Raw genomic sequence first — 22,272 nt, forward strand, 5'->3', positions numbered from 1 at the left:
AATAAGAAAAACGTCTATCGACGTACCTTCAAAGAAGACAGACCGCGTTTAAAGGAAGTTTTTCTTGCAATATCAGGAAGCAATGGCTCTGGAGTTTTATACTTTCTGATATTATAAGAAAAACGTCTATCGACGTACCTTCAAAGAAGACAGACCGCGTTTAAAGGAAGTTTTTCTTGCAATATCAGGAAGCAATGGCTCTGGAGTTTATACTTTCTGATATTATAAAAAAGGAACAGCTGCCGGCCCTCGGCATTCTGCTCCCTTATTTTGAACGGGTATTTAAGATCATTGATTCATATAATGGGCATATAATTGCTCGAAGGTTGTAAAACGTTCGACTTCTCTGCCGACCTTACCATATTCGACTACATATTCATCCATCATTTCAAGGAACTTCTCTTTCATTACTGGTAAATCACTTGCATCAAAGTACTGCATGAGATCAAATTTCTTGGTTCCTTTCTCCGCAGCCATTTCATCAAGATATCGTTGTGCTCCAAAGGCCGAAAGAAAGGCATAGGAGGCATCGTTCGTTTTAACACTGTTCAAGATTTTATTGCGGCAGTTGCACCACAATTCTTCGTAAGTTCCCTTCAAATTATCAAAAGTCGGAGCAGGTTTAACAATGAAGTTATTACACATCTTGCTATGTAACTTCGTTACACTATTCAACATATTAAAAGATGCAATTCGGATATCTTCAATGGTATGAGCTTCGATGACTGACATGTATAAGGATTCGAGATCATCCGGAACATAGCGATACGAGCGTATTTCTTCCAAATACCGCTTTGCTCCTCGTTTGATGCACGTGTTATTCATGCTGACCAAGGCATTGACCAGATTGTACAGAACGCCGGCAGATGCATGTCGCACTGAACCGATATCTTCACCCAGCATCGTATCGCTGTATGCTTGCTTAGCCAGATCGATCCATTTTATTGCTCGATTAAGGCATGCTTCTCCTATCGGCTCCGCAAGCGCATCAAGAGCTTTTTGCCTGAAGTCGTTCAATTTCTCCAAATCCTCAGGCTTTGCATAATAAAGAATTTTGAGCTCAGTTAGGCTCGATACGTTGGGACTCTCCAAGGTGGATTGCTCTTGTATTCTTGTATCCCATGGCGTGCAATAGATGTCATATCCGACGTCATCTAAGATGAAGCAATCGGATATTTGCCATCCCCTTTCTGTATTATTAATGATAATTAAATCAAGATCGCTTTTCTCGTGAAAGTCCCCGGTGCTAAACGAACCAGTAAGCCCAATAATTGCGATATCGTCTAGAAAATCTCTTCTTGCGCGTTCGATCACCATGTTGATCAGCAGTTCATTTTTGTCCAGCAGCTTCTTCTTTATGATTTCGTTCATTCGTTACACCCCTTCGTATGAGCCGGTCGTCCTTTATCACAACAACCTCAACTAGAGTCTATCGATTTAGAGTTGCGGTTGCTATGTATAAGTTGATTTAATTCATCTTTGCACAAAATCCGCTAAACCGTCGATATGACGATTTAGCGGATTTTATTAGTTCTTTTTATAAATAATTTTCTTTATGCTTTCGCAGGACAAGAAATACCGATCCGCCAGCTCCCTTATGCTGACTCCATTGCGGAATAGGGATTTAATCTCGGCGTTTCGAGCAGAGACCATACTCTTGCTGCGTGTTTTCTCGCCCCATTTTAAGTGTGCCTCTTTGGGTTTTGGGATATAAACCAATTCGCCTTGAACGTATTCTTGAATGATACGAAGCAATTCTTCCGGAAAAATAAACTCGGCTTTTGAATATTTCACGTGCCTCACTCCTTATTTAATGAATCAATAAGGGCAAAGCCAGTTAGATGAATGTTACGATTCGTCGTTGGCAATGTGATTGTTCCTAAACTCTATGCAAAGCATTGCCATATCCTTCACTGGCTTTGCATAGAGCCATGCATGTAAGAATCCTACCCCGATTGTTTTCAATAGCCTCACCTCCATAGAAAATAGATTCCTGCTATCTGCTATTATATCAGAGCTTGTTTTCAAGTGTTTGTGAACCATGTCTTTTATGGCTGAAACGGCTGCACGCATATATTAGAAGTCCCAGCCGAAGCACTTTCAGTTGCTCCCTGTGTGAGAGGTGCTTGAACCGAGGTCTTGCTTCAAGAACCGCCGGATGAATCCCCCAGCTGTTTGCGGGGTCCGTTCCCAATTGATGTACGGTGCCTCATACGGCAAATTCGACTTGCGCATACTGTGGATCAACAGGAGTTCTGGCTCAGTGAGGATTCATGTATGCACTAGAAGACTGATACCTATGAAGACGGCTGGATCATTAAGAAATTATGATACAAAACGAATTTCTACTCTGGCTTTTCTCCGAAGAGTTAAACTATCCTGCCCGTTAGCTTAATGACCTGAAGCCAGTTTAGATTTGTAATTCTGTTTATGCGGGCATCAGCCACTCGGTTCTTCTTTTCGATCAGCCACGTATTTACAATACTAAAAACTACATCTGTATTGTGTAATCGTTATCAACCACGGTTAACCATATACGTTCTTGTCTCGGCAAACGATATTTGTTCTGGTCGCAGGGTTTTGACAAGAACTTCTATCGTTAAAACAAAAAAAGCCGTAGCTACGCGGCTTTTAAGCGTTTATGTTCTTGTCGTATTACAATGGTGGTTCGAGTTACTCAATAATTCATATTGCTCCACCAGCTACGTATCCGATTGTCACAAAGATAAGACACCATATAAAACCACCTACGCTTGAAACAATGAAATACTTTCTGAAATTAATCCCGCTGATTCCTGAGACATAGCATGTCAAATGACGTATGCCAGGAATGTAGTATCCAAAAATAATTGTCCATCCCACATACCGTTCGAATAACTTTTCCGCTTTCTCCAACTTTTTTGGAGTGAGAAGGAGATATTTCCCAAACCGAAGTAAGAGCGGTTTCCCAAATCTTCGACCAATCCAAAAACTCACCGTCATTCCAGTGATTGTCCCTAAAAAGCCAAAGAGCACTGAGAGCGGATAGCTTAATACATGTAGTGAAGAAAGATATCCTATGGTCACCATCATGATTTCGTCAGGGATCGGAATACCGACAATCCCTATTGCCAAGAGTAAAAAGATGGCCCCATAACCATACTGTCCAATGACCTCTGCAACCCAATCCATAAAGTGTTCCTTCTTTCTAAAATCTGATCATTTTAACCACTTCTTCAAACTCGGAAAAGGAACTCGACTAACCATAAGAATACTTAGTAAAATGACAACAATTATGGTAAGACTGGTTTTCAATTGCGGGGCTAATAGAGTGTAAATAGACAACAAACCCCCAGCAATTGTAATTGGAACTCCTAGGAAGTCATTCTTCTGACCTGCCTGTATATTAAATCGCGCCAAACGAATTGCACCACATATAATAAATATTGCTACAAGTAACACACCTATCATGTTCAGATAATGAAGTGTTTCAACGTAGATTAGTAATGCTGGAGCAACACCAAACGTCACAATATCACACAGCGAGTCAAGTTCTTGACCAAATAGACTTTCTGCATGTAGCTTACGAGCAGCAAATCCATCCAGAAAATCAAATATCATTCCTATCATGATTAGTAATACCGTAGCTTCTTTATCCCACCACAACATCAAGATTGCGAAGATCCCACAGCTCATGTTCCCAAGTGTAAGAAACGATGGTATCCATATGATGAAATTTCTTCTTCTTTTGTTAACGGATACCGATCTTTCATTATACATTGCTTGCCCTCCTTAAATTGCATGATTATATTGTTTGATCGTAATATCATCAAGTAGGTGTTAGAATTGAGATTTTGGATTTATCACGCGGTATAATGACAATGAATTCACTTCATTACCATCAATATGAGCCATAAGACCGGGTCCCTATATCATGGTCTCTAAGAGAATATCTAATAACTTAGAATCTTTCCAACCATCTTTACGAATATCAGTCAAATGACTGTATTACACATAATTTATGCAGATTGCTTTATTCCTTGATGAATCTTCAGCCCAACAAGACACAGGAGAAATGTAGTACCAGCAGCTATATAGGGCAGCGAAAGTGATATATCGTATAGTATTCCAGATGCCACGGAGCCAATAATTGTTCCAAGACTTGTGAATGTTGAATTCAATCCCGCTACATACCCTTGTCTATCTCCGGCAGCTTTTGACAGCAGGCTACTAGCTGCAGGTCTAATCAGATCAAAGAAAACAAAGATGAGAGTTGTAACAATAGTAATAGCCCAATAGGAGTGAACGAATAGTATGATAAATATCGACGCCCCACCAAGTGCAAGACTTAGATACATGACCTTCATCTCACCCAATCTCTTTACAAGCACATCTAACAGACCAACTTGAATGACTACACCCACAACGGCGCCGATTGTCAGAACTAGTGCGATATCATTAGGACCGAATTGATGCTTGGCATCCAAATACAGTCCAAAGACAGTTTCAAAATTCGAAAGACCAAACCCAAGTACAAGTAACACGATCAATGTTGCAAAGTATGGGGCTTTTCGACTCTGCCATATTTGACGAATGAGCCCTTCTCTCTCCATAGCCAAACGAGTTTCAATATGATGAGCCTTTTTCATAGATTCCGGTAAGACCATCATCGACAGCAGAGCCACAAATCCGACCAACGCTGCAGCAACATAAAAAGGAACTCTAACGCCATACTCCGCTAAAAAACCGCCTAATCCCGGGCCGATAATGAAACCGGTCGACATCGCAGCCGATATATAGCCAATCCCTTTGGCGCGTTCATTCTCGGTGGTTATATCTGCTGTAAATGCCATAATCCCAGGGAAAATGAGGGCAACCCCTGCCCCGCCCAGCAGTCTGGACAGGAATAGCATGTATACGGAAGAGGAAAATCCAAAAATAGCTTCTGAAATAGCCAGCAGGGCTAAACCAGCAACGATTATTTTTTTTCTGCCAATGGTGTCACCCAGTCTTCCACCCCATGGCGAAAATAATAATTGTGTGACTGCATAAGCCGCCGTTAGATACCCCACGCTTGCCCCAGTTAGTCCCAGGTTCCGCATTAGAGTCGGCATCACAGGAACAACTAACCCATAAGCAGCCATAGCAAGAAAAATATTAACCATAAGTAAGCCTAAGGCTCCATTGTTTCTAAACAAAAGATTCATTTATCATCTCTCCACTCAAATAGCTGAACTTATGACCCTAATATCACCACACAAAGATCAACCTATATATACTGAACGTTCGTTATAAATCATTACGGAACTTAGCCCCCTTAATGAAAACCAAACGACGAACTAAACCTCTTACTTCAATGTGTCCAGCAGCCGAACATACGCCCGGCTGCTAATTCTTGATGTGAGTTAACATCAAAGTTATTTGAACGTTCGTCCGATATATTGCAAAAAAATCTACATGTTACTCCTATGACTTTTGCTTAAATACACTTATACACTTTAATCCCAACTTACATTAAGTCCTTCTCCAAAGAACGCATAATCATCTGTGTTCTCTAAATTGAGATTATCTAATATTGAAGCACTATTAAAAACCTTTTCCGCTCTATCCTTACGATCGATTTCATAGTAATAAAATGCATCTTCATAATCATGATCTCTAAGCAGTTTAGATAAGTACAGTGCATCTTCTAATCCCAAGGTAGTACCCATTCCCGCATTTGGATCAGCCGTATGAAGTGCATCGCCAATTAATGCTACTCTTCCGTGTGAATATTGAGTCATTAAATCGATTCTAAACAACTGCTTCGGTATGAAATTATCCGTGTTCTCAATTAAATGTTTGATCGGAGCATCCCAATCTGAGAACCTGTTGGCCAAATCTGATCTGAACTGTTCAATTGATTTTTCTTCAAAATGTTTCTTAGGGATTTTTCTTTCCTCGTTAACAATCATAGACCATGAAATTTCATTATCTGTCGGATGATGTTTCGATACAAAGAAGTTGAAATTTTCGTGAAAATACATTAACGACGTCTCTGAAGCAAAGAATTCCTTGTGCTCGCCAAGCTTGTCAAGATCAACCATGCCGTATACTCCCCATTTACCCGCATACTTTAGAGGATAGTTTGGAAATGGGAACAAACTTGACCTTGTTCTAGAACGTACTCCATCCGCTCCAATTAGTAATTCACCTTTAGCTTCCGTTCCATCCTCAAAGAAAACCTGAATATGCTCTTTATCGTCAATGAATGATTTTAGAGTCTTACCAAAATTGATTTCTATTCCTTGTTCAACAGCTTTTTGATAAAGAATATCGATTAAATGAAAACGTGCAATGTTAATTAAATATGGCATTTCCTCTATTTCTCCATCTACTTCTATGTCCTCAAATAAAGGGTTCCCCTCTTTATCCATAACTTTAAAGTCAGTAATTTGATGACTATTTTTCTTTAATGCATCACCTAATCCTAATTCCTTCAGAACTTGAATTCCGCTTGGGTGAATTACAAAGTGCCCTCCTACTTTACCGTACACAGTCGTTTGTTCATAAATCACACTCTCAATATTTGCTCTTTTCAAGAATAGCGACATTGCTAATCCTGCTATTCCTCCTCCAACAATAATTACTTTCTTAGTCATTTTCGAAAACTCCTTTCGAAAAATTATTCGGACGTTCATCCGAATACTCCTAAAAAAAAAGGACCTGATTCATCCTATGCCATCATTATAATTTTATTCGGACGATCGGTCAAATTTCTTTTGTAACAAATTTGTTTTTATAATACTATAAGTGTGAAGACATATTAACTTATGACAAGGGTGAGACAATTGGCTAGACCTACTGGAGGGAAAAGTAACGAGACCAAGAAATTGATTCTGGATAAAGCAACAAAGATTTTTGAATATAAGGGATACACGGCTACATCCATGGAGGACATAAGATCAGAAACTAAACTTAGCAAAGGAACTGTATATTATCACTTTAAGAATAAGGAGGATCTCTATTTATATTGCATCAGTCAAGCATCAATTTCATTCGTTGAAAAATGGAACAAACTCTCCAATAATGAAGCGACTGCTATAGATAAATTGCATTTATGGGGCAAGTTATATGGGATTGAGATGCAGCAACCATTAACGAAAACCATCCCAGAATATGTTGCCTCTACAAAGGAATTTCCTCTTGCAAACTCAATATTAGAATTGTTCGAACCGGAATTTAACATCATCCGTTTATTACTAATAGAAGGTAAAGAAAGCGGAGAATTTGCAAGGCATATTAATATCGATAATGTCAGCGTTATTCTCTATAATCTCGTTTCCAATCTAAGTATCTCCCCTATTTTCGGCTATGATTCAGAGGACCTACAGGTTCTATTTAAAGATGCAATTAATGTTGCTTTACATGGTATCAAGGCCTAAGTAATTCGTTCCTGAAGCGGGTAAAATGGAATATACAGATTACTTATAAATAAACTATGGTGCTTAGAACTATTCTCCATTACCTCGAAATAACCCATTTCCTTATATTTCTAGTAACCGAACAACGTTTTCATTATTCAGGCAAGCACCTCTGTAGTTGGTATTCCTTATCAACCACGGTTAACCATGTATGTTCTTGTCTATTTCGTTATGACAAAAAAAGCCGCAGCTACGCAGCTATTAAGCATATATGATCTTGTCGTCTTACATTTTTGGGGTTGTGCCACAATCTACACATTTATAATAATGATTGTTTGTACTAAACTGCCCGTTAGCTTAATGAAAAAAAGCAGCCGATCTAAAAACCTGCTGCTTTCAATGTCTTCATTGAGTTATCGTTTCCTGTTAGTTGAATAAAGTAATCCACATACCCTTTCGACTAATGCACCTCTACACCTACCGTAATGATTACCACTACGGCTCCAGCAATGATATGTAAACCGTCGGATTAATATCAGGGCGAGAACAGTTTCCAATGCCCTTCGGAGACAACTTCGACTGCTCCGTCAATCACTTTGATGGCGGTCTGGTCATCCATCGCATATGCTGGCCCTTGCATCCCGGCGGCCCATCTCTCAGCAGCAGCCATGGTGTTTCCCGGCAGCATCTCGTGATCCAGATGCGGAAACATGGCAAAATCAACGAGTCCCAGCGTTTCATCACCACCGTTGGGTGGAATCCAGCCAACGAAGTCTTCCCCAATGTTTGGGGCCATCACCATGCTTCCCGCACTCATTCCCACATATACTGCGTGCAGCGAAAGCAAGAGGTCTGCCAGCCCGGATTGCCGCATCCAGTGGCTTAGGTAGAGGGCGTCGCCGCCCGACACCAGCAGTACATCTATCTCCCGGACCAGCGGCACCCAGCGGTCTTCGGCGATGCTTGGCAGCGCTGTGAGCTCCAGCACGCCTACGGACTTCCAGCCCAGGTCGACCATGGGATTCTCGGAATTCCCGCTGATGAACTGCCAGGTTTTGACGCCGGGGCCGACCCAGGGGTGTCCGTACATCGCGGTGGGAATGCAGAGGGCGCTAGACTCGGCAATGGGCTTGCCCAGCATGTCAACCAGCGCATCATGTATGCTGTTATTCGTGATGCCTGCAGATGTGAGCAGAAATTTCATAACCTCACTCCTTTGTGTAGCATCTCACCCCATGTTGCCAAAAGACGGTTTTCCCGCAAGCGTGTAGCGCGATAGAACCGTGCCTTTGGAGAACGCTCTGGATTCAAGCAATTGCAGAGCCGTCGGTATCGTTCCATCGCCGAAGAATCGTTTTCCCTCTCCGAGTATTACTGGAAACTGCCAGATGTTCATTCGATCAATCAGCTCGTGACGCAACAATGTCTGGACCAGATCGCTGCTGCCGACGACATGCACCTCCTCGTAACGCTCCTTCAACAAAGGCACACTTGTGGTCACATCCGCGTCGAGCAGTTGTGTATTATTCCAATCGACGCTGGTCAATGTCCGGGATGCGACATATTTCGGTTTCTCGTTCATCAGCTTGGTGAACGGGTTGGTGTCAGGCGCCTGCGGCCAGTACGACGCAAAGATTTCGTACGTTTTACGTCCGATCAACATAGCATCGAGGCTCGCATAATCAGCCGCGATCCGTTGTCCTGTCACCGGATCCCGAAACGGTTCCTGCCATCCGCCGTAGTCGAAACCGCCTTCACGATCTTCATTGGGCGACCCGGGAGATTGGACTATGCCATCCAAGGTCATGAACATGTGCACAACAAGATTTCCCATTTGGTTGTTCATTCCTTTCAAAATTAAATTTGTTCATAGGTATAGTTGTCTATTTTAACTACATTTTAGGGCATTTCAGTTCGGATTGTTTCTTACAGATTGCTAATTAATCTCTCATCCGCTTGATAAATAAAAAAGAGCAGCTGCCGCCGGCAGACTGCTCATTTATTTAGTTACATTAACGTTTCATTTTAGTCCGATAAACAAAAGAGAAGTCGCCATACGAAGTCCACTCCTCCATGATCATTATCTTTTGCTTACCCTTTCTTTATTAATCCAATAAAGCTTATAGCCATTCCAAGTAGAATTATAATGTAAAATAAGCTTGGATAATGACTTTGAAAATCTACGATTGTTGAAAAGATAAATCCAAGCAAAATAAATTCAAACCCAATGAACATGATTTTTTTATCTGTTAAGTTTTTTCTAAACAAGATCGCCGCCACCAAGCCCGCGACAATAACGATGAGTATTAATATAAAAATAACATTAAACCCGTGTTGAGACAGATAAAACAATCTTTCAAAAAAATCACGATTAGGCTGACCTTCAGCTACCAAGTGTCCCCACCTGCTTCCTGTATTTGTATGTTCCCAGTACAATGCATATTATTTGTGGTAAACTGCCCGTTAGATCAGTTCCATTGAAATACTCGTCTTTCCTGAACTTGAAGTTCCGTTTAAGAACACAATCAATCCTTGCTTCAAGCGAATCACCCTCACCTATAAGATTTTCGTACCATTCAGACAACGTTATATTCACTAATTTCATTAATTATCCAACTGATAAAATATTATTCGAGGAAACGATTAAACCATCCTGCCCGTTAGCGTAAAGATCGGTACAGAAGGTTTTGTCTTTGGCTTGGTTAAGTTTTTGTCCTCCGGTAATATGGTGTCACAAGAAACAATCTACTTCGATATATGTGTTTGGTGTTTGATTAGGAACTCGGGGTTCGTTACATACTCTATGTAATTTACTGCTCCGTTAAACTCAAGATAAGCCTGATAGCGAGTGCGAATAGCTGGATGTGCTGTGTTTTATTCCACTGCCTTCTTGCGCTTTACTCCCCGCTAGTTAGGGAAAAGCAGCCTGGCCGGTTTCTTTTTCTTTTCGATTGATCCATCGTTCCTCGTTAGCTTAAATTTCACTCTAAGAAGCTAAAACCCTTCTAACAATTTTTTTCGCAGCATCTTCCGCAGATTTCAAGGCACCCTTTTCTTTGGCTTCCTTAAAAAAATTCGCAACTGCTAGTCCCTCTTGGTTTCGTGCCACTTCCTGCATAGGGGTATCAACCATACCCGGATCTACCTTGTATATGGTTAACGATTTATGATCCTCCAATTGTATGCAGGACGTGAACATATTTAAAGCAGCCTTTGAAGCACAGTACAAGCTCATACCAGCTGTCGCATCTTTAGCGGAACCAGAGGATACGTTGACAATTATTCGATGGACATTCCTCTCATCCGTTTGGTTTATTAAAGCCTGGGTTAACAAGATCGGAGCTAGTAAGTTTGTTAGTATGCTTTTTGCTGCATCCTCAGGTTTGCAATTGTCTATATTCCCTAAAGGTGTTACTTGAGCCGCATTATTAATCAATGTGATCGACTCGATTTCGTCATGAACTCGTTCCATTATTCCTCTAATTAATTCTGATATGCCCTCTGTGTTTTGTAAATCATATTTCACAAAGTGTAATTTACAATCGTTTTGAGCTGCTAATTCGATCAGAGAGTCATTATGGTTTCTTGCAACTGAAAAGATAAGATGGTTACGCCGAATAAGCTGTTTACAGATCTCATAACCCAAACCACGAGACGTACCTGTAATAATAAAGGCTCTCATATATTCCCCCCTCTTTCCATTTGTTTGGCGATCATCTATTGCTTCGATTCGTTATTAGATATTCCTGCCCGTTAGCTTGATAAATAAAAGGAACAGCTGCCGCCGGCAAAACTGCTCTTTCATTCATTTTGTTGAACTAACGTTTCCCGTTAGCTTAATAAACAAAAGAGAAGTCGCCATACGAACCAATACAGCTTATAGCCATTCCAAGTAGAATTGTAATGCAAAATAAGCTTGGATAAAGACTTTGAAAATCTACAATCGTTGAAAAGATAAATCCAAGCAGAACAAATTCAAAGCCAATAAACATGATTTTTCTATCTGTTAAGTTTCTTCTAGCATCACGCTATGTTGCCGAAAGGCGGTTTTCCCTCAAGCTCGTAGTTGACTGATCAATCTTATCTCGACGGAAGATAAGTCAGAACAACGACACCTGAACCGAATGTCTTTGTTTCCGCCAGTTTCAGCACCTTCTTATCGATCCCTTCTCCAAAGAGACGTTTTCCGTTTCCAAGCACAACTGGGAAAACCATGAGCCGATATTCGTCGATGAGGTCAAGCTGCATCAGCGTTTGAACGAGTGCGCAGCTCCCAAATACCAAAATATCCTTACCAGGCTGCTGCTTCAGCTTGGATATTTCCTCCGTGATATTGCCCTTGATCAGCGATGAATTGTTCCATTCCACTTTTTCCAGCGTTGTTGAAATCACGTGCTTGGGGTAACTGTTCATCATCCGGCCATATTCCCCTTCCTGCTCGATCAAATTAGGCCAAGCCGCTGCAAAATTAACATACGTTTCGCGTCCAAGCAGAAGAGCGTCGCTTGCTTTCAGTTCATCGAACTTGAATTGCTTTGTTTCCTCACTACGGAATTGGATCGTCCACTGCGGATTCTCCATGACACCATCCAGCGATACAAACTCAGATACAACTACTTTTCTCATTTACATTCTCCTTTAGTTTTTTCAATACTATCCGTCTGTCTGATTGTACGTCAGCGCGAGAAATGCTGACATGTACCAGGTATTGTTGACGGACGCAATAAACAAGCCCAGCATCAGTCCTGCGAAGATAAGTCCCAAATTATTTTTCTTTACTTCCACTACTTGGTTATCCTTCCGCAGTTGTATTTCTCGTTGTTCACGAACTATATTTTAGCTTGAGACATGTGAACAGATTTCTCATGGATTGCTTTTCCCTGAAAAAAGTTTGGATACGATACTTAAACATTTTTCTCTTTTTGAATATCAAGTTAGCACCGCTACTAAAGCTTTGCGGTCTAGAAGTTGCAATATGTTACGCTATCCTGCCCGTTAGTTGAATAAAGCCAGCCGGTCAAAGTGATCGGCTGGCTTCTTGTTTTTATTGAGCTATCGTTCTCCGTTAGTGTAACGTGGCACCCAGTTGATTTTATCTTGAGATGAATACTTTACGTACTACATGGTTTCTGCATACGTTCGTACGATTTGGAATCTCTCTCACTCGTTTAGTCGACAATTTCACCACAGGTCACATTTGCCACAGCTCCAGTTATCGCGCTGGCTCGATCTGAGGCCATAAGGACGGCCGCATTCGCTACTTCGGCGAGCCTTGGAAGCCGCTTTAGTAGTGTTTTTTCAGCGATACCTGCCTCAAACTCTTCACGGGAAATGCCGGCATTGTCCGCATGACGTCGGAAGACCTCGTCCACCCCGGGTGCGTCAGGAGAGCCAGCCGAACGTAGACAAACGACACGGATGCTCTGTGGGCCAACCTCAACCGCTAGTTGCCGGCCAAACCTAGAATTATACACTATCCTGCCCGTTAGCGTAATGAAGCTACCGATCAGCGCCGGCAGCTTCGTCTTGGTCGTTTTTTCAACTATCGTTCTCCGTTCGTATTATGAGGTCACCAGAACTTTCTGGTCGACCTCATTTTAGTTAGGTCGTAATGTTACGGGTAGCGGGTAGGACGATCGTTCCCCTGGGACACAGATCCCGTGAGCTATACTGTCCACCCCTTCGTAGAGATCATGTTTAGGCTGGTTGGGACCTCGATCCCGAATTACGCGCGATGCTGTGAGTCTGCGAAGTTAGGGATTGCCGGCGAATACGGAGAAAAGGATGATGTTTGTGAATCCAGTCATTGGCCTGGATGTGTTTAAAGGAGAAAGTATGGCACAAGCTTTTTTGGATAAAGGCCGGCCTAGAGGTAAAGTGTTTCGTTTTAAGCATACGAATAAAGCTTTAGCTCGATTCCGAGATTATATGAAAGAGCTCGAGGATGAGGCTGGTATAGTGTAATCCTGAAGGCTAATCTCTTAGGAAAAGAACTGCCGTAACTCCAGCGCCACCAATTCCGGCTTGCCGCCTCTATTGGTATTGCTAATATCGCACGGTCCGCCATGATCAAGTCCGGGCAATTCCTTTCGTTTAGCTTGAGGCAGCATGTTCTCTAATGCGTCGAGCGCAGGCTTCAGGTACATCAAGCCTTTTTTACCGCCGAGTAACAGCGCTTCGGTGTTCAAAGCCCTAAATCGATCCAGCTTCCCGGTCATCTCAACGAGTAACCGCCCGTCATAATGCAGCGTCGGAGCCAGTATTCTCATGGTTACGTCGTCCAACTTCGCCTTCTTGTCTTCGCTATCCATCATCTTGTCTGTCATGAACTCGAGAAGCCGGCGAGGGATGGCATTAAGTACCGCTCCCCCCAATTGCAGACCTTTCAAGCATGTGACGAGAGCGGCGGACGTCTTGCCTTGGGCGATCTCCTGGTCATAACGAGCAAGCCATTCCGTCCGTGCCGAGTTCATCAACAGTGCGGGTTCATAGAGAGCTACCCTGCGAATAGCGGGCAAGGTGAGAGCAGCTTCGAGCGCAATGAGCCCCCCCGAGCTAATCCCAAAGACATGGTAAGTGCCTGTTCGAGTAAGGAGTGCCTCTAAATCTTCGACTTCCTTTCGGATACTATAATCTTCACCGAAAGGTCCGCTAAGACCGCGACCTCGGCGGTCAGGTACGTATACCGTGAACGCATCGGCTAGCCGCTGCGCGAGCTGCATGAAGTTTTGTGAAGATAAATTTGCGCCATGTACGATTACTATGCCTGGTCCTTGACCAAATTGGCGATAACCGATGACGGTTCCATCTCTGGAGATTACCGAGCCGACTTTATAGGACGGCTCCGTCCTGGTTGAACTGGATTGAATAGGGAGTGCATTCATGATTCATAATACCTCCTCAAAAGTTAGCTTTCATAACTTCATATTCATATCTCTACCATGCTATTCTTGATTATTCAGTCGCTCTGCTACTTCGCGTATCCAATTCTCGCTCCAGAAAAGTTCGCCCGTACGGAAATCCTCGATGACAGCACGTAGCCATTCAAGTTCAGCCCTCAATAAGGCACGGCTATGCTCAACCTCCAACATGAACAAACGGGGAACGTTCTCCTTGTAATTTAGAAGCTGATAATCAACGTGTTGAACGGCTTCCTGAAGAGCGACCTCCCTTTTCTCGAATTGCCGCAGAACGTCTTCTGGTGTCAGAAGGGTGAGAAAAGAGATTGCTGCAGGAAAATCCGGATACTCCTGAGATCGGGTCGAGAGCATCTCTCGAAGCCAATCTTTCGATACTTCCCTTCCTTCCTCGGTCAATTCGTAAACTGTCCGATCGGGACGCCCTCCTTCGCGTAAGGTTCCCCGAACCGAAATGAGTCCATCCCTCAGCAAGCGTTCAATGGTCTGATAAATACTGGTACGCTGACGGACGTTAATGACCTCATCCTTTCCTCTTTCTTTGATCAGCTGCTGCATTCTGTAGGGGTGCATAGGTTCCTCGGCAAGATGGGCAAGAACGGCTAACGCAAGAGGTGATCGTTGAGGTTTAGTGGTTTTGTTTTTCATAGTTATAATAATACTATTACGTTTATAACTATGTCAATGATTTCCATGCTCCCCATAAAAAATTAGGCTACCAGCTGAGCTGGTTCCTGGATTATCATGCGCTTAGGAAAATCATTTAACACACTTTTTAGTTGAACTAAGCTGCCCGTTAGCGTGGGGAAGGCAGCCGATCGATATCATTACGGCTGCCTTCGTGTTCTTATTGAACTATCGTATCCCGTTAGCGTAAGTAGAAGGATCAGGAAGGCATGGCACGTGTCATGCCAACTTACTTGTCCTTGATTTAAGTTTCGTCCCATGCAGAGGATTCTTCTTATTCTTGTCCGTCATGTTGAGAAAATCCGTGTTGACGTTTTACCAGCAACAGATTATAGTGACTATATGTTCAGTCATTAATTGAGCAGACTTTTAATGATGAATGGGAGTGAATGAAATGGTAAAGATTGCGATTGACGATTTGAACTCGCCAGAAACGTTACGCGATGTCATTGGGTTCTATAAGAAACTTGCGAAACAGCAAGAACCTCTTATTCGTCTTGATGATTATTATGGTATGGGACCGGCATGGATCGCTTGGAGGCATGACGATGCGGTTACCATACTGAAAGACCCCCGTTTTATCAAGGATATGCGGAAGCTCGTATCGTCACAAGATCAACAACAATCCTTGCAAAATCAACAACAATCCATAAATGATAGCCCATCCATGAAAGAACAGTTTGAATGGACGATGAATATGCCGAATATGCTTGAGGTCGACCCGCCTGATCATACCCGTTTACGCAGGTTGACAGCCAAAGCCTTTACCCCTCATATGATCGAGAATCTCCGTCCTCGTATTCAACAGATTGCCGACGAATTATTAGATGCAGTGATAGAGCAAGGAAAGATGGATCTTATAACGGATTTTGCCTTTCCGCTTCCCATTAGGGTCATTTCAGAGATGCTGGGAATACCCGCGATCGATCAAGACAAAATTCGCGACTGGACCCATAAACTCATGAGCGGTAATGCGGATCCGAGTCAGAATGCTGAACTTGCTAAAGCACTTCAAGAGTATATTCATTACATCAAAACATTGCTGGACGAAAAGCGCAAACATCCCGGCGAGGACGTGATGAGTGCCCTCGTGCACGCATATGAAGAAGGAGATCAGTTAAGTGAGAACGAACTTCTATCCACGATCGGGCTACTCATTGTTGCCGGACATGAGACCACGACCAATCTGATTGGAAATGGCATTCTAGCGTTGCTTCAGCATCCTCAGCAAACGCGCCTGCTAAGGGACAATCCTTCCTTGCTCCCTTCCGCCATCGAAGAGTTGCTGCGCTTTAGCGGACCAATCATGTATAGTTACCGTTTTGCCGGTGAGGATATGACCATGCATGGTAAAACGATCCGCAAAGGCGAAATGATGTTGTTCACTCTGGCCGCCGCCAATTTTGATCCACAGAAGTTCTCTAATCCCGAAGTATTGGATATTACAAGGGAAGAAAATGAGCATCTTGCCTTCGGCAAGGGAATCCATCATTGTTTGGGGGCTCCGCTTGCACGCCTGGAAGGGCAGATCGCCTTCGGCACGTTGCTTCAACGGCTGCCCGATCTACGCCTGGCAATCAGACCGGAGCAACTCATTTATAACAAAAGTGCAATACGTTCTCTTGCAAGCATTCCGATGATCTTCTAACCTTGTAATAGTGTAGTGACCGGTCGTCTTAGTCATACGGAAGAGGTGAACCGACTTTTGAGCAAACAAAGAGAACGTTTCGAAGCAATGAGAAGCGAGACAATCGAAAAAATTTTAATGTCTGCGACGAAACTATTCGCCCATAAGACTTTTTTTAAAACGACAATCCAGGACATAGCGGATGACGCTGGCATTAGTAAAGGATTGACTTATAGATATTTTTCTTCTAAAGAAGAAATAATGAATAGGTTGATCGAAATAGCGGTACCCAGTTTTAATGAAATTTCAGAGCTATTTAAACAGCCGGGAAGTGAAAAAGAAGTCTTGATTAAGGGTACAAGAGCGTTATTAGATAATCTGAAACAAGATCCCTCTACAACAGATGCATTGCTTCTCTTCAGTCAGATCGAAAGTTTTTCAGAAAATGAACTGAACCCAGATGTAAAGTCCGGTTACGAGGCATCCATGAAAAGGATGATCGATACATTATCGAGTTTAATTTCTTCTGGACAGAAAAATGGTTATTTCACTGAGGGAAACCCTCAAGAACTTGCTTTATTCTATTACAGTATTTATCAAGGTATAGCATTTACCAGTCGCAGCTTCAATAAAGAATATATATATCCATCAGTAGACATGTTCATAAATTATTTGATAAAAAATTAAGACCCGACGAATCCGCTTGAAATGCTTCAGTCGATGGTCGCGGGCCTGCACAACGCTTTCTTCGTCGGCCTGTGCCTGGCCGTATTGGCGCTCGTCATCAGCTTCTTTATCCGGCGTACCCACGCCGCGAAGATCCGGACGACCGCAGGAAACGAATGATCCGATAGGAAAGTGCGGGCAGTTCCGAATACGGAGCTGCCCGCACTTTTTATACCGACTTCTAATCCTCAGGTTCATTGCTTGCTGTTCAACTCATTTGTCGGATCCCAATGAGATATCTTTTTGGTTATAAGATCGATCGTGTTCGCGCCGCGATCGAAAAGTATTGCCACGGTGCTCAGCCCTGTTTGGCCGGCTCGGTCGCGTCAGCCGACCCGGCCAGCCCGCCGCCGAACACCTCCTCGACGAGCCTCTGCGTCGCCTTCTGGAACGCCACTGCCAGGGACATTGCGACATCGTCCACATAGTTCAAGGAGGCGGTCAGGGTCTTGCTGCCGTCGGGCGTGCTGTACATCAGTGCCGCGTAGCCCGAAATGCCGCCGTTGTGGGTGATGATGGTACCGTCGCCGTTCGGGCCGGCGTCCTGCACGAACACCCCCAAACCATAGCCGATTTTGGGATACGGCTTGCACATCTCGGCCAGCAGCGCGGCTGGGAGGAGCTTGCCGCCCATCAGCGCGGAGATGAACGTGTGAAGATCCTGGGTGGTCGAGATCATGTCACCGCCGGTTGAGATCCAGGAGGGGTTCTGGCGGGTGACGTCGACCGTCTTCTGCTCGCCGGCGTCCTCGTACCGGTAGTAGGCGTGGGCGTGCGGTTCGGGGATATCCGGCTGGGTGTCGGGTACCACGGTACCCGACAGCCCAAGCGGCCCCAGAATCAGCCGCTGCATTTCCTCGGCGAGCGAGCTGCCGGTGACCTTCTCGATCAGCAGCCTGGCCAGCACATAGTTGGTGTTGGAATAGCTCCAGTCCGTTCCCGGCTCGAATCGCACCGGTTTGGACAATGCCAGCCGTACCAACTCCTCCGGCCGGTAGGTCTTGAACCGGTTGTCTACCCACTCCCGGCCCTGCCAGGGGATCCCCGGCACGACCGTCCCGTCTTCGTAGTACTCGCCGGTGAAGTTGAACACCCCGCTGGTGTGTTGCAGCAGCATCCGCACCGTGATCCGCCGGTCCATCCCGAACTCAGGCAGGTGGTCTACCACCGGGTCGTCCAGCCCGATCCTGCCCTCGGCAACCAATTGCAGCACCACGGTCGCGGTGAAGGTCTTGGTGTTGCTGCCTATCCGGAAGTGCCCGTTTGTAGGCGGCTTCGCCTCCTCGCCCAGCCTGCTCACCCCAGCGCTGCCGACCCATTCGCCCTGCTCATCGTGCACGCGCAGCTGCACCCCGAGGAAACCGGAATCGACGATCTCCTGGATGGCCTTCTGCAGCTCCGGGCGATCCTGCGCAGCAAATCTTTTTCCCTTCATATTTTCTGACGAACTAAAATCTTCTGTTGTTCTCTTTTCCATTTCGTTTCCCTCACTTTACTTTTTTATCAGTCCTATTGTTTTAAAATATAAGTTTTCTCCCGGCTTGGCGTTTTCCTTTATCAAAGTATCCGCTTGTGTTCTTTCACTATAGAAGGCTCCGAAACGTCACCTTTCAGCACTTGGAGCTGCTTGTTGGATTTTTGCAGTCCTTTTGCTTGAATGGTCTTGGTTTGATCGGATCTCCTCCCTTAAATGACTGTGACTTTTGACAAATGAGCATCCATGCCTTTGAGAGCAGCAAATGTCAGTTTATCCATCATCGCGCCGTCAAAGCAGATCGTTTTGATCATGCGATAGTACTTCTTAGTAAAGGTAAACCCCGGGTGGAAAGAAACATTATTTAATGTAGCGCCCTTAAACGAAGCGTTGCTTAATCCCGCTCGGTCAAACTTTACGCCGATAAACGTCTGTCCGTCGAAACGCTGCCCGCTCAGATCTGAGTACTTGAAGTCAACCCCGTCAAATAAACAGCCTTCAAATAACGTTGTTTTAAGATCCGTCGTCGTTAACGTGACGTCAGTCAGCCTTACGTCCGTGAATTTGGCTCCGTTAAGATTCGCGCTGCTGAAGTTGGTTCGTACAAGAATCGACTTATTGAAGCTTGCATTTGCCAGGTCAAGTGCAGACAGGTTGCAGTCCGTCAGATTCGTGCCGTCAAAGTTAGCTTTGCGTACGTCGCTTCTCTTAAACGTACTGCCGGTCAAATCCGCGCCCGAAAAGTCGGAACCGGAGAGCGCGCTACCCTTAAACTGTCCTTTATGGGCCGTAACGCCCGCTAAGTCACTCTTCGCCAGGTTGCTTCCGCTAAAGTTGGTCACGACTTGCTGTTCCAACGAGCGGGTGTTCATTGTCAATTTCTGATTCATTACATTTACAACTCCTTATAATAAGTTTTCTAACACACGTTTGAACCTTGCTCACCTATTCATACCAACCGATGGTATGTATAGGCTTAAAAATAAGCTGCCTTTCGGCAGTTTAGTTTTCTTTGCTGACTTCTCTAGCTGACAAACGAGACAATTCCTCGAGTCGTAGAAACATTTGTTCATCGAACAGATCAAGCCCCAGGCCTTTCAATATTTCATCGAATAACCTTAACTTGCGCAACATCATCTCGGGCGAAGCTTGGATGACCGCCGGGTTTAGCCATATGTTGGTGAGAATCATCAGCACTTCGCTAAGCTCCCTAGGATAGTCGGTTCGGATCGATCCGTCTCGCATACCCTGTTCGATGATGGGCTGGATATAGATGGGTACGGCTTTATCGATGATGTTCTCGATCTGTGCCGCCAGCATCTTCGGATTGCGCAAGAGGTTCGGTGCCACCGATGCCAATTCGTCTTGGGCGGGATTGTCAAGAGCGACGAGGGAAATCTTGCGAAGCTTTTCCCGTCCGTTCAGTTCCTTGTCGTCCCGGACACCGGACAGCATATCATCAACACCTTGGAACAAATGGTCGGTGACAGCCTGCAGGATCTCCTCCTTCGACTTGAAATGATGGTAAATTGCCCCTTTTGTCAGCCCGCCCAGCTCATTAATGATATCCTGAATGGAGGTCTGCTCGTATCCTTTTTGTATGAACAGGTTAAGAGCCACGGTTAGAATTTGGTTGACTGTTTCTTCAGGATATTTATTCCTTGCCATTCGTCTTCTCCTTTCATACATTCGGTTGGTATGTAACAAATATATCCAATCATCCTTTTAATGTCAACACCAAAAAACAAAATTATTTGATTTGGGCGTTCTATGACAGGGTTTGGTCGTTGCTGACGAGGGTGTAATTAAACGATCCTGCCCATTAGCTTAATGAAAAAAGCAGCCGCTTTGGGTCGGCTGCCTTCAAACGTCTATCTTGTTTAGTCTGCTTGTTTTTATGTCGTCTGGTTCTGACAAGCACTTATATTGCTAAAAGAAAAAAACGGCTAAGGAATCATATCCTTACGAAAACCAAGCTTCAATTCCGCTCACGCAACACAACATATACCCCGGTATCGTCGGTTTCCACCGGATAACCACGCAGCTTCGCGTCGCTGCCTGGAGCCAGGTGTTGACCGCTCTTCAGGTCGAATTCCCAGCCGTGCCATGGGCACCGCAGCACTCGATCTTCCAATCCGTAACAATAATCGTACACATCGGAAGGAAGCCGGGTCCCTCGAATGGCTCCCGCGCATACCGGCGCGGCCGCATGCGGGCAAACGTTACGCCACGCATAGTATTGACCTTCGATCCGAAACAGGCCGATTTCCATCTCTTTCACTTTTACGATAAGTTTGCCGCCGTCGCTGATCGCATCTGGCTCCGCCACCTTCACTCTCATGCGGGACCCGCCCCCTTAGCCTCCGGGATCGGGAAGCCGTACAGTTCAGCCGCGGTATACCCCAGAATACGCTCTTTCAACGGGTGAGGGAGGCTTCTCAGCACGACTTTCGGGTTGTCGAAATCCCAATGCGGGTAGTCGGATGAGAACATGGCCATCTGTTCGGCATGCATCATCTGAAAGATTTGCAGCAGATGTTCCGGCTGCTTCGGTTCTTCGATCGGCTGCGTTGTTACCCGCACATGCTCCACAATATACTCGGATGGCAGACGCTTGAGCCACGGCGTGGTATCGCGCAGCGCTTTATAGTTTTTGTCCATGCGCCACATCAAATGGGGCAGCCAGGCTATACCGCCTTCGATCGCCACAAATTTAAGCTTCGGATATTTTTCGAACACCCCTTCGCATACCAGGCTATTGATATGAGTCATAAAATTCGCAGGTAGAATATTGTGCCATTCCATATACCGGGTCGGGTACCCGGCCGGTGTCGGGGCGCCGGATATCCCCTTCCCTTCCGTGCCCGGATGAATGGCGACCGGCAGTCCATTCCGTTCTGCCGCTTCGTAGATCGGATGGTAGAAGCGGTTGCCGTACGGCATACGCGCTCCGCTTCCCATAACGACCTGCACCATGCCCGGATGCGTCCCCATCCTGTCGATCTCTTTGACGGCTTCGGCCGGATCGGAATGGTTAATCTGAATGGAGCCTTTGAATTTCGGGCTGACGCTAAGCCAATGGTCCGCCAGCCAATCGTTGAAGGCGGCAGCTACGGCATTCGCATAGTCCGGATCGGCGTGAAGAGAAAGGCCCTGTTCTCCCCCACCCGTTAGGATGCCGTAATCGATTCCAAACGGTTCCATATAATGCTGCAGGACAAACCGCGGATCGCTTCCGGGCGTGGCGCCATTGTCGGGCTTTGCATCCTGACGCAATACACCTACGGGCGAATAATACTGCCCGTGCACACCGATTCCACTTTCGAGCCATTGCTGGTGCCATACTTTCGGTAAATAAGGCAACAAGTCCTGCAGTTTGTCGATCGCATTGTGGATGTCAGCATCAACGATAAACGATGCGGATCGCATTCCATGCCCCCCTTTGATTTGAATCTTACC

Annotated in this window: 25 protein-coding genes and 1 pseudogene; 5 read left to right on the plus strand and 21 right to left on the minus strand. The window is 44.8% G+C overall.

Going from position 1 to position 22,272, the window contains the following annotated elements; genetic code table 11:
• Positions 1-288: 288 nt before the first annotated feature.
• From FHS19_RS29660 to FHS19_RS29685, 6 genes are all read right to left on the minus strand, one after another.
• Complete coding sequence (locus FHS19_RS29660) at positions 289-1,371, minus strand: nucleotidyltransferase domain-containing protein (RefSeq protein WP_183586069.1); 1,083 nt, start codon at positions 1,369-1,371, stop codon at positions 289-291.
• A gap of 156 nt (positions 1,372-1,527) precedes the next feature.
• Positions 1,528-1,794, minus strand: coding sequence for a CD3324 family protein (locus FHS19_RS29665; RefSeq protein WP_169091327.1), 267 nt, complete (start codon positions 1,792-1,794; stop codon positions 1,528-1,530).
• 891 nt (positions 1,795-2,685) lie between these two features.
• On the minus strand, positions 2,686-3,171 hold the full coding sequence (locus FHS19_RS29670) for a DedA family protein (RefSeq protein WP_183586071.1): 486 nt from the start codon (positions 3,169-3,171) through the stop codon (positions 2,686-2,688).
• Positions 3,172-3,198: 27 nt separating this feature from the next.
• A complete protein-coding gene (gene pssA / locus FHS19_RS29675) occupies positions 3,199-3,759 on the minus strand; it encodes a CDP-diacylglycerol--serine O-phosphatidyltransferase (protein WP_183586073.1) in 561 nt (186 codons plus the stop codon).
• A gap of 239 nt (positions 3,760-3,998) precedes the next feature.
• Positions 3,999-5,186: an MFS transporter gene (locus FHS19_RS29680; RefSeq protein WP_183586075.1), complete on the minus strand. Its 1,188-nt coding sequence runs from the start codon at positions 5,184-5,186 to the stop codon at positions 3,999-4,001.
• A gap of 291 nt (positions 5,187-5,477) precedes the next feature.
• Entirely contained in the window at positions 5,478-6,620 is a 1,143-nt protein-coding gene (locus tag FHS19_RS29685; protein WP_183586077.1) for an FAD-dependent oxidoreductase, read from the minus strand.
• Positions 6,621-6,800: 180 nt separating this feature from the next.
• On the opposite strand from FHS19_RS29685, the gene FHS19_RS29690 reads away from it, so the two are divergent.
• The gene (locus FHS19_RS29690; protein ID WP_312887376.1) at positions 6,801-7,403 is read left to right on the plus strand and encodes a TetR/AcrR family transcriptional regulator; all 603 of its coding nucleotides are present in this window, start codon (positions 6,801-6,803) and stop codon (positions 7,401-7,403) included.
• A 514-nt stretch (positions 7,404-7,917) separates the two neighbouring features.
• Here the strand turns inward: FHS19_RS29690 and FHS19_RS29695 are convergent.
• The 8 genes and pseudogenes from FHS19_RS29695 to FHS19_RS35815 form a co-directional block, all read right to left on the minus strand.
• Entirely contained in the window at positions 7,918-8,586 is a 669-nt protein-coding gene (locus FHS19_RS29695; protein ID WP_183586081.1) for a Type 1 glutamine amidotransferase-like domain-containing protein, read from the minus strand.
• Between the two features lie 24 nt (positions 8,587-8,610).
• Entirely contained in the window at positions 8,611-9,216 is a 606-nt protein-coding gene (locus tag FHS19_RS29700) for a dihydrofolate reductase family protein (protein WP_183586083.1), read from the minus strand.
• A gap of 257 nt (positions 9,217-9,473) precedes the next feature.
• The gene (locus FHS19_RS29705) at positions 9,474-9,776 is read right to left on the minus strand and encodes a hypothetical protein (protein ID WP_183586085.1); all 303 of its coding nucleotides are present in this window, start codon (positions 9,774-9,776) and stop codon (positions 9,474-9,476) included.
• 72 nt (positions 9,777-9,848) lie between these two features.
• Positions 9,849-9,923, minus strand: a pseudogene (locus tag FHS19_RS29710) (phosphotransferase-like protein); the annotation flags it as partial.
• Between the two features lie 445 nt (positions 9,924-10,368).
• Positions 10,369-11,064, minus strand: coding sequence for an SDR family NAD(P)-dependent oxidoreductase (locus FHS19_RS29715; RefSeq protein ID WP_183586087.1), 696 nt, complete (start codon positions 11,062-11,064; stop codon positions 10,369-10,371).
• Positions 11,065-11,462: 398 nt separating this feature from the next.
• Entirely contained in the window at positions 11,463-12,008 is a 546-nt protein-coding gene (locus FHS19_RS29720; RefSeq protein ID WP_183586089.1) for a dihydrofolate reductase family protein, read from the minus strand.
• A 27-nt stretch (positions 12,009-12,035) separates the two neighbouring features.
• Positions 12,036-12,167 carry a hypothetical protein gene (locus FHS19_RS35410; RefSeq protein ID WP_281382605.1) on the minus strand — a complete coding sequence of 44 codons (132 nt, stop codon included), beginning with the start codon at positions 12,165-12,167 and terminating at the stop codon, positions 12,036-12,038.
• Positions 12,168-12,550: 383 nt separating this feature from the next.
• Complete coding sequence (locus FHS19_RS35815) at positions 12,551-12,856, minus strand: SDR family oxidoreductase (protein WP_204797588.1); 306 nt, start codon at positions 12,854-12,856, stop codon at positions 12,551-12,553.
• 319 nt (positions 12,857-13,175) lie between these two features.
• Here FHS19_RS35815 and FHS19_RS29730 point away from each other — a divergent pair, with 319 nt between their 5' ends.
• On the plus strand, positions 13,176-13,346 hold the full coding sequence (locus tag FHS19_RS29730; protein ID WP_183586350.1) for a hypothetical protein: 171 nt from the start codon (positions 13,176-13,178) through the stop codon (positions 13,344-13,346).
• Between the two features lie 17 nt (positions 13,347-13,363).
• Here FHS19_RS29730 and FHS19_RS29735 read toward each other — a convergent pair whose 3' ends face one another.
• Positions 13,364-14,266 (minus strand): alpha/beta fold hydrolase, encoded by a 903-nt coding sequence (locus FHS19_RS29735; protein ID WP_183586091.1) that lies wholly within the window; start codon positions 14,264-14,266, stop codon positions 13,364-13,366.
• Between the two features lie 60 nt (positions 14,267-14,326).
• Complete coding sequence (locus FHS19_RS29740) at positions 14,327-14,947, minus strand: PadR family transcriptional regulator (protein ID WP_183586093.1); 621 nt, start codon at positions 14,945-14,947, stop codon at positions 14,327-14,329.
• A 433-nt stretch (positions 14,948-15,380) separates the two neighbouring features.
• On the opposite strand from FHS19_RS29740, the gene FHS19_RS29745 reads away from it, so the two are divergent.
• From FHS19_RS29745 to FHS19_RS29755, 3 genes are read left to right on the plus strand one after another with little or no spacing between them, the layout of a single operon-like run.
• Positions 15,381-16,634 (plus strand): cytochrome P450 family protein, encoded by a 1,254-nt coding sequence (locus tag FHS19_RS29745; RefSeq protein WP_183586095.1) that lies wholly within the window; start codon positions 15,381-15,383, stop codon positions 16,632-16,634.
• 57 nt (positions 16,635-16,691) lie between these two features.
• On the plus strand, positions 16,692-17,300 hold the full coding sequence (locus tag FHS19_RS29750) for a TetR/AcrR family transcriptional regulator (RefSeq protein WP_183586097.1): 609 nt from the start codon (positions 16,692-16,694) through the stop codon (positions 17,298-17,300).
• Between the two features lie 21 nt (positions 17,301-17,321).
• On the plus strand, positions 17,322-17,459 hold the full coding sequence (locus tag FHS19_RS29755) for a hypothetical protein (protein WP_183586099.1): 138 nt from the start codon (positions 17,322-17,324) through the stop codon (positions 17,457-17,459).
• A 178-nt stretch (positions 17,460-17,637) separates the two neighbouring features.
• On the opposite strand, the gene FHS19_RS29760 is transcribed toward FHS19_RS29755, so the two are convergent.
• The 5 genes from FHS19_RS29760 to FHS19_RS29780 all read right to left on the minus strand — a co-directional run bounded on the left by FHS19_RS29760 (position 17,638) and on the right by FHS19_RS29780 (position 22,242).
• On the minus strand, positions 17,638-18,816 hold the full coding sequence (locus FHS19_RS29760; protein ID WP_204797587.1) for a serine hydrolase domain-containing protein: 1,179 nt from the start codon (positions 18,814-18,816) through the stop codon (positions 17,638-17,640).
• A 209-nt stretch (positions 18,817-19,025) separates the two neighbouring features.
• The gene (locus tag FHS19_RS29765; RefSeq protein ID WP_246426889.1) at positions 19,026-19,703 is read right to left on the minus strand and encodes a pentapeptide repeat-containing protein; all 678 of its coding nucleotides are present in this window, start codon (positions 19,701-19,703) and stop codon (positions 19,026-19,028) included.
• A 112-nt stretch (positions 19,704-19,815) separates the two neighbouring features.
• Complete coding sequence (locus tag FHS19_RS29770; RefSeq protein ID WP_183586101.1) at positions 19,816-20,481, minus strand: TetR/AcrR family transcriptional regulator; 666 nt, start codon at positions 20,479-20,481, stop codon at positions 19,816-19,818.
• 310 nt (positions 20,482-20,791) lie between these two features.
• Positions 20,792-21,154, minus strand: a complete 363-nt coding sequence (locus tag FHS19_RS29775) for a Rieske (2Fe-2S) protein (RefSeq protein ID WP_183586103.1) — start codon at positions 21,152-21,154, stop codon at positions 20,792-20,794.
• Entirely contained in the window at positions 21,151-22,242 is a 1,092-nt protein-coding gene (locus FHS19_RS29780; RefSeq protein WP_183586105.1) for an amidohydrolase family protein, read from the minus strand. The genes FHS19_RS29775 and FHS19_RS29780 overlap by 4 nt, the downstream gene beginning before the upstream one ends.
• Positions 22,243-22,272: the final 30 nt, after the last annotated feature.

This window comes from Paenibacillus rhizosphaerae, assembly GCF_014192015.1.
Taxonomy (GTDB): Bacteria; Bacillota; Bacilli; order Paenibacillales; family Paenibacillaceae; genus Paenibacillus_AQ; species Paenibacillus_AQ rhizosphaerae.